We start from the raw sequence: 6,046 nt of genomic DNA, 5'->3' as shown, positions 1-6,046 counted from the left end.
TTAAATCAGGACAAGGCGAGGTAACGCCGTCCTGATTTAAAGTTAATCCACTATAAGACATCAAACAAACCTGCTGAACAAGATTGGAAAACAAATGAGTAAAAAACTCCACCCGCAGACGCTCGCCATACGCGGCGGCAAAGAGCAAACCGAATACCGCGAACACAATCAGGCATTGTTCCTCACCAGCAGCTTCATGTGGGACAGCGCCCAACATGCCGCCGATTTGTTTTCCAAAAAAATCAAAGGGTTCACTTATACCCGTACTGCCAACCCGACCACAGCCGCCTTTGAAAAACGCATCGCCGCCTTAGAAGGCGCGGAACGCGCGGTCGCCACTTCGACCGGTATGTCCGCGATTCAGGCAGCGTTTTTCACCTTCCTGCAGGCGGGTGACCATGTGATTTCCAGCCGCAGCCTGTTCGGCACGACTGTCGGCTTTATCAACAATATCGTCACCAAATTCGGCATCGAAGTTAGCCATGTGTCGCCGACCGATGTGGACGAATGGAAAGCCGCCGTCAAAGCCAACACCAAGCTGCTGTTTTTGGAAACACCGTCCAACCCCTTGGGCGAAGTGGCCGACTTGGAAGCCTTGGCAGAATTGGCGCACAGCATCGGCGCGCTTTTGGTGGTGGACAACAGCCTGCTGTCGCCCGTCGGCTCGCAGCCTTTGAAACACGGCGCGGATATTTCCGTTTCCTCCGCAACCAAAGCCATCGACGGACACGGGCGCGTGATGGGCGGCGTGTTGGCGGGTTCGGAAGAGTTGATGACGCAGGTCGCCGTTTACTGCAACTCTTGCGGGCTGGCAATGTCGCCGTTTAACGCATGGCAGTTGTTGAGCGGCGTGGAAACCCTGTCGCTGCGTATGGAAAAACAGTTCGACAACGCCCTGAAAATCGCCCAATGGCTGCAAGCGCAGCCGCAGGTTCAAGCCGTTTACTACACCGGATTGCCCGACCATCCGCAGGCGGAGCTTATCCGCAAGCAGCAAAACGGCGGCGGCATCGTCATTGGCTTTGAAGTCGCCGACACTGACGCCGCGTGGAAAATCGTCGACAGCGTCGAACTCTTCTCCCGTACCGCCAACCTCGGCGATGTGCGCTCGACCATTACCCACCCGTGGACAACCACACACGGCAGGATGCAGCCCGAAGAAAAACTCGCCGCCAATATCCGCCCCGGACTGGTGCGCCTGTCCGTCGGTTTGGAATACGTCGATGATTTGATTGACGATTTGAAACAGGCGTTGGCGCGTTAAGCCAAACGCCCGACAGACAGCATTTGCTGAACCATTACATTTCAGACGACCTCTTGGCGTTTCAAAGGTCGTCTGAAAACATTAAAATACACACAACATTAAATAAGGAAATCAATTATGAGTGAAGCGGAATTTTCCGATTGGGCGATGAAAATCTGCCTGACCGGACTGGTTATTTTCTTGGGTTTTATCGTCTGGAACTTGGGCAAAGAATCCAAGGCAGGCAAATTCGGCATCGCGATTTTGTTCCTGGTATTGGGCTTGGGCGTGTTCGGCTTTATTTTCAAAGAAGTGCTGATTAAATTCATCGCCCTGCCTTGAGGCGGCAAACAAAGAATAATAAGGGAAAGGTCGTCTGAAAACCCCGGATACGGGCTTTTTCAGACGACCTTTGCATTTTGACAGCAAAGTTTAAGATAGGAGCTTGGTACATGATTGAAGTATTACTGCCCGGAATTTGGTATGGCAAAGTCAATCAGATGAGTTTGGATGAACTAAAGGGCAGCTTGCTTTCGGTTCAGGAAGAACGTGAACGCATATTGCTCATTGTCGAAATCATGAAAAAAGGAGATTTTTCCGTCAAAAACCTTTTAGTCGACCTGATGAACCAAACAAAAGATAAAACGGTATTAAATTTGTGTATTAGGCTGTTTTGTTCGGTGTGTACACACGATGATTTGCAAAACATTGGGAATTTGCGTTTTTTGGATTCCGCATCGTCATTTGGTGCCTTTACCTTCGTTGTCGGCGCAACGGCAACAATGTCATACCAAGTCATTCCATACCTTTTAGCGTTGTGGGGGCAATGGGATGGCTTTGACAGTAATTTAGAAATAGCGATAAAAGATGCGTTGGATATTTTCCTCAACTATCGTTCAACATTATCGGAAAACGCAACCTTGGATGATGTAGGAAATTTATATCTGGATAAGATAAAAACCATAGATTCAGATTGTTATTACTATAAGTCCTCTCCCGCCTTCCCCGGTTTATTGACGCAAGAAATTATGACTGCTCTATATATTGCCGCACAAAAGAGGGAAAAATATAATCTCTATGTCCAATCTTCTCTTTTATCTATCTTTACGGGCGAAAAAATTCCGGTTGAGACTGATGCGGTCATCTCGAGAAATGAGCTTGATTTGATGATTGGCTATATCGATCGGTTAGCCGAAAAAAACTGGATAGAGGGTATGAAGTATTTTTATGGACACCCCGTTGAAAATTTATAAAACGGAAGGAATGTTGCTATCCATAAATGCATGGCAGCTTCAATGGCAAACCGCCATGCTGCCGTTATTCCTTATTTGAATTCCTGCTATATTTATCAACTCTTTCAGACGACCTTTTGTCCTGAGAACTGTCTTTATTTGTTGGCGTTCAAAGCCCTGCCTTGAGGCGGTAACGGCAAGATAAGCGGAAAGGTCGTCTGAAAACGGATTTAAAGATCGGAGGTAGGCATGTTTTCGCTATTTGGTCTGTTATGGTGTGCAGTTGATATCGTTGCCGTCAATCGAGGATTCGGATTAAACACAAAACAAAGCATTATCGCCGGTATGAGCCTGTTTGTAGTTCAAATGATCGGGGCATTGTGCGTGGGTGTGGCGGTTGCTCTGATTGCCGAACCGATTGTCCGCCATTTTTTCGGGAACAGTGAGGCTACCATTGGCATCAGTCTTTTGACGGGTTATGCGTCCGTACCAGTTTCTACTTATCTGGTGGGGTTGTGGTGGCTGAAACAATATCAGCTTCCGAGGATGGAAAAGCCTGATCGTTTGTTTGTCAAAACGGTTGCAGCCGCTCTGCCTTTGGTGCAGGTTATTTTGTTTGTTGTTTCGCTGTCTAACGGTTGATAAACGCTATACATGGAATGAAAAAGGTCGTCTGAAAACCTTAAATCTGGGTTTTCAGACGACCTTTTGTCCTGATGGGGCTGTCTTTATTTGTTGGCGTTCAGATAAAGGTTGATCAGGCGGGTGGTGGAGCTGTCGTGTTTTTGTACGCCGGTTTCGCCGGTTAGCTCGGCTAGGATGGTCTTGGCAAGCTGTTTGCCGAGTTCGACGCCCCATTGGTCGAAGCTGTTGATGCCCCAGATGATGCCTTGGACGAAGGTTTTGTGTTCGTACATGGCGATCAGGCTGCCCATGTTGCGGGGGTTGATTTTGTCCATGAGGATGAGGTTGGTCGGGCGGTTGCCTGAGAAGGTTTTGTGCGGAACCAGCTCTTCGATGCGCTCTGCTTCCATGCCTTGGGCTTTGAGTTCGGCGCGGACTTCGTCGGGGGTTTTGCCGCGCATGAAGGCTTCGGCTTGGGCGAAGACGTTGGCGAGCAGGATTTCGTGGTGGCCGCGCAGGTTGCTGCGTTTTTCAAGCGAGGCGATGAGGTCGATCGGGGTAATGTGGGTGCCTTGGTGCAGCAGTTGGAAGAAGGCGTGCTGACCGTTGATGCCGGTTTCGCCCCAAATAATCGGGGAGGTTTCGTAGCCGACTGCTTTGCCGTCGAGGGTAACTTGTTTGCCGTTGCTCTCCATGTCGAGCTGCTGGATGAATTTGGGCAGGCGGTGGAGGTGTTGGTCGTAGGGGGCGATGACGTGGCTGCCGCCGCCGTAGTAGTTGATGTACCAGATGCCGATGAGGGCAAGGATGACGGGCATGTTGCGCTCAAGCGGGGTGTTGATGAAGTGTTGGTCCATCAGGTGCGCGCCGTTGAGCATTTCGATGAAGTTTTCTTCGCCCAAATAGAGCATGATGGGCAGGCCGATGGCTGACCATAGGCTGTATCGTCCGCCGACCCAGTCCCAAAATTCGAACATGTTGGCGGTGTCGATGCCGAACTCGGCAACGGCTTTTTGGTTGGTGGAGACGGCGACGAAGTGTTTGGCGACGGCGGCTTCGTCGCCGGCGTGGTCAAGGAACCATTTGCGCGCGGTCAGGGCGTTGGTGAGGGTTTCTTGGGTGGTGAAGGTTTTGGAGGCGATGATGAAGAGGGTGGTCTCGGGGTGGACTTTGGACAATACGTCACGCAGTTGGGAGCCGTCCACGTTGGAGACGAAGTGCATGTTGAGGCGGGGGTGTCCGAAGGGTTTGAGCGCGGTACACATCATCAGCGGGCCGAGGTCGGAGCCGCCGATGCCGATGTTGACGATGTCGGTGATGACTTGGTTGGTATAGCCTAACCAGCTGCCGCTGCGGACTTCGTGTGCAAATTCGCCCATGCGTTGGAGGACGTGGTTGACTTTGGGCATGACGTCTTCGCCGTCAACGACGATGGGGGAGTTGGTGCGGTTGCGCAGGGCGACGTGGAGGACGGCGCGGTTTTCGGTGGTATTGATTTTTTCGCCGCGGAACATCTGCTGCATGCGTTCGGGTACGCCGGCTTCACGGGCAAGCTCGAACAACAGTGCCATGGTTTCGTCGTTGATGCGGTTTTTGGAGTAATCCAGCGTCAGTCCGCCGACTTGCAGCCAGTAGCGTTCGGCACGCTGCGGATCTTGATCGAACATTTCGCGCATGTGTTGTTCTTTGGTTTCGTCAAAATGTATCCATAATTTTGACCAAGCCGGTAAGTCGTGAAGGTGTTTCATCGGATGCTCCTGAGGTTGGACGGTTTTGTGGGAAAACGGCCGCGAGGTCGTCTGAAACGGGAACGGGTGGGTTTCCGTTTTTAGGGTTGGGTGTGAATGCGGGGTCTGCCGTTATTTGGGTTGGGTGTCAATATTGAAGAAAAACGGCGGCACTGATTTTTTGGTCGGTATTTTCAGACGACCTTGGGATATGTCGGATCGTCTGAAAATGTATAGTGGCTTAACTTTAAACCAGTACGGCGTTACCTCGCCTTGCCGTACTATCTGTATCTGTCTGCGGCTTCGGCGCCTTGTCCTGATTTAAATTTAATCCACTATATTGTTTAGTCTTTGTCGTAATCGATGTGTTTGTTGTGTATGCTTTTTTTGCTTTTTTGCAGTTGCAGGCTGGCGGCATCGCCCAAGCGCAGGGCGAGTCCGATGGCGAGGATGTCGATGACGGCGAGTTGCAGCAGGCGGGACACCATGGGGGTGTAGAGTTCGGCGTTTTCCTGCGTGGCGATGCTCAATACGCAGTCGGCAAGCTGTGCCAGCGGGGAGTCGTTGCGGGTCAGGGCAATGACGGACGCGCCGTTTTCTTTGGCGATGCTGACGGCGTCTAAAAGCTCGATGGACGAGCCGGTGTTGGAAATGGCGACGACGACGTCTTGGTCGGACAGGACGGAGGCTGCCATCAGTTGGGTGTGGGTATCGACGTAGGCGACGGTGGAAATGCCGAAGCGGAAGAATTTGTGTTGCGCGTCTTGGGCGACGATGCCGGAGTTGCCGACGCCGTAGAATTCGACACGGCGCGCGTGCATCAGGGTGGCGATGGCGTTTTCCAGCTCGGATTCTTTCAGGAAGCGGCGTTCGCCCAAAATGGAGGCGGCGGCGTTGCCCAATACTTTTTCGACAACGATGCTCATGTCGTCGTCGGCGTTGAGCTCTTCATGGACGTAGGGCATACCTTCGTGGCCTATGCTGGCGGACAGGGCGAGTTTGAACTCGGGCAGTCCTTTGTAGCCCAGGCTGCGGCAAAAACGGATGACGGTCGGCTGGCTGACGGATGCGCGCTCGGCGATTTCGGCGACGGCGGCATGGACAAACCATTTGGGTTCCGCCAAGGCGCATTCGGCGACTTTGCGTTCTGCGCCCGACAGGTTTGACAGTGATTCGCTGATTTTGCTTAACATAAATATGCCCTTCGGTGTGTGCCGCCC

At 51.9% G+C, this 6,046-nt stretch carries 6 protein-coding genes and 1 pseudogene; 4 read left to right on the top strand and 3 right to left on the bottom strand.

Annotated features, from left to right (window positions below; genetic code table 11):
* The first annotated feature begins 94 nt into the window (after positions 1-94).
* From metZ to HMPREF3277_RS05930, 4 genes are all read left to right on the top strand, one after another.
* A complete protein-coding gene (gene metZ / locus HMPREF3277_RS05945) occupies positions 95-1,264 on the top strand; it encodes an O-succinylhomoserine sulfhydrylase (protein ID WP_070870337.1) in 1,170 nt (389 codons plus the stop codon).
* A gap of 117 nt (positions 1,265-1,381) precedes the next feature.
* Positions 1,382-1,585 (top strand): DUF2788 domain-containing protein, encoded by a 204-nt coding sequence (locus HMPREF3277_RS05940; protein WP_003768561.1) that lies wholly within the window; start codon positions 1,382-1,384, stop codon positions 1,583-1,585.
* 110 nt (positions 1,586-1,695) lie between these two features.
* The gene (gene imm47, locus HMPREF3277_RS05935; protein WP_070870336.1) at positions 1,696-2,496 is read left to right on the top strand and encodes an Imm47 family immunity protein; all 801 of its coding nucleotides are present in this window, start codon (positions 1,696-1,698) and stop codon (positions 2,494-2,496) included.
* 228 nt (positions 2,497-2,724) lie between these two features.
* Positions 2,725-3,117: a hypothetical protein gene (locus tag HMPREF3277_RS05930; protein WP_070870335.1), complete on the top strand. Its 393-nt coding sequence runs from the start codon at positions 2,725-2,727 to the stop codon at positions 3,115-3,117.
* Positions 3,118-3,203: 86 nt separating this feature from the next.
* On the opposite strand, the gene pgi is transcribed toward HMPREF3277_RS05930, so the two are convergent.
* The 3 genes and pseudogenes from pgi to hexR all read right to left on the bottom strand — a co-directional run bounded on the left by pgi (position 3,204) and on the right by hexR (position 6,019).
* Positions 3,204-4,847: a glucose-6-phosphate isomerase gene (gene pgi / locus HMPREF3277_RS05925; protein WP_003768546.1), complete on the bottom strand. Its 1,644-nt coding sequence runs from the start codon at positions 4,845-4,847 to the stop codon at positions 3,204-3,206.
* A 207-nt stretch (positions 4,848-5,054) separates the two neighbouring features.
* A pseudogene (locus HMPREF3277_RS15255) lies at positions 5,055-5,181 on the bottom strand (IS5/IS1182 family transposase); the annotation flags it as partial.
* The gene (gene hexR, locus HMPREF3277_RS05920) at positions 5,171-6,019 is read right to left on the bottom strand and encodes a DNA-binding transcriptional regulator HexR (protein ID WP_003776986.1); all 849 of its coding nucleotides are present in this window, start codon (positions 6,017-6,019) and stop codon (positions 5,171-5,173) included. The gene hexR and the pseudogene HMPREF3277_RS15255, both read right to left, overlap by 11 nt.
* Positions 6,020-6,046: the final 27 nt, after the last annotated feature.

It is taken from the genome of Neisseria sp. HMSC70E02 (assembly GCF_001838645.1).
GTDB classification, from domain to species: Bacteria; Pseudomonadota; Gammaproteobacteria; order Burkholderiales; family Neisseriaceae; genus Neisseria; species Neisseria macacae.
The sequence above is the reverse complement of the archived record's forward strand: the minus strand, read 5'-3'. Positions and strand labels throughout refer to the sequence as shown.

What these genes read in the sequence shown, in the direction of transcription:
- metZ (WP_070870337.1), top strand. Translation starts at nt 95, where the DNA reads ATGAGTAAAAAACTCCACCCGCAGACGCTCGCCATACGCGGCGGCAAA.
- HMPREF3277_RS05940 (WP_003768561.1), top strand. Translation starts at nt 1,382, where the DNA reads ATGAGTGAAGCGGAATTTTCCGATTGGGCGATGAAAATCTGCCTGACC.
- imm47 (WP_070870336.1), top strand. Translation starts at nt 1,696, where the DNA reads ATGATTGAAGTATTACTGCCCGGAATTTGGTATGGCAAAGTCAATCAG.
- HMPREF3277_RS05930 (WP_070870335.1), top strand. Translation starts at nt 2,725, where the DNA reads ATGTTTTCGCTATTTGGTCTGTTATGGTGTGCAGTTGATATCGTTGCC.
- pgi (WP_003768546.1), bottom strand. Translation starts at nt 4,847, where the DNA reads ATGAAACACCTTCACGACTTACCGGCTTGGTCAAAATTATGGATACAT.
- hexR (WP_003776986.1), bottom strand. Translation starts at nt 6,019, where the DNA reads ATGTTAAGCAAAATCAGCGAATCACTGTCAAACCTGTCGGGCGCAGAA.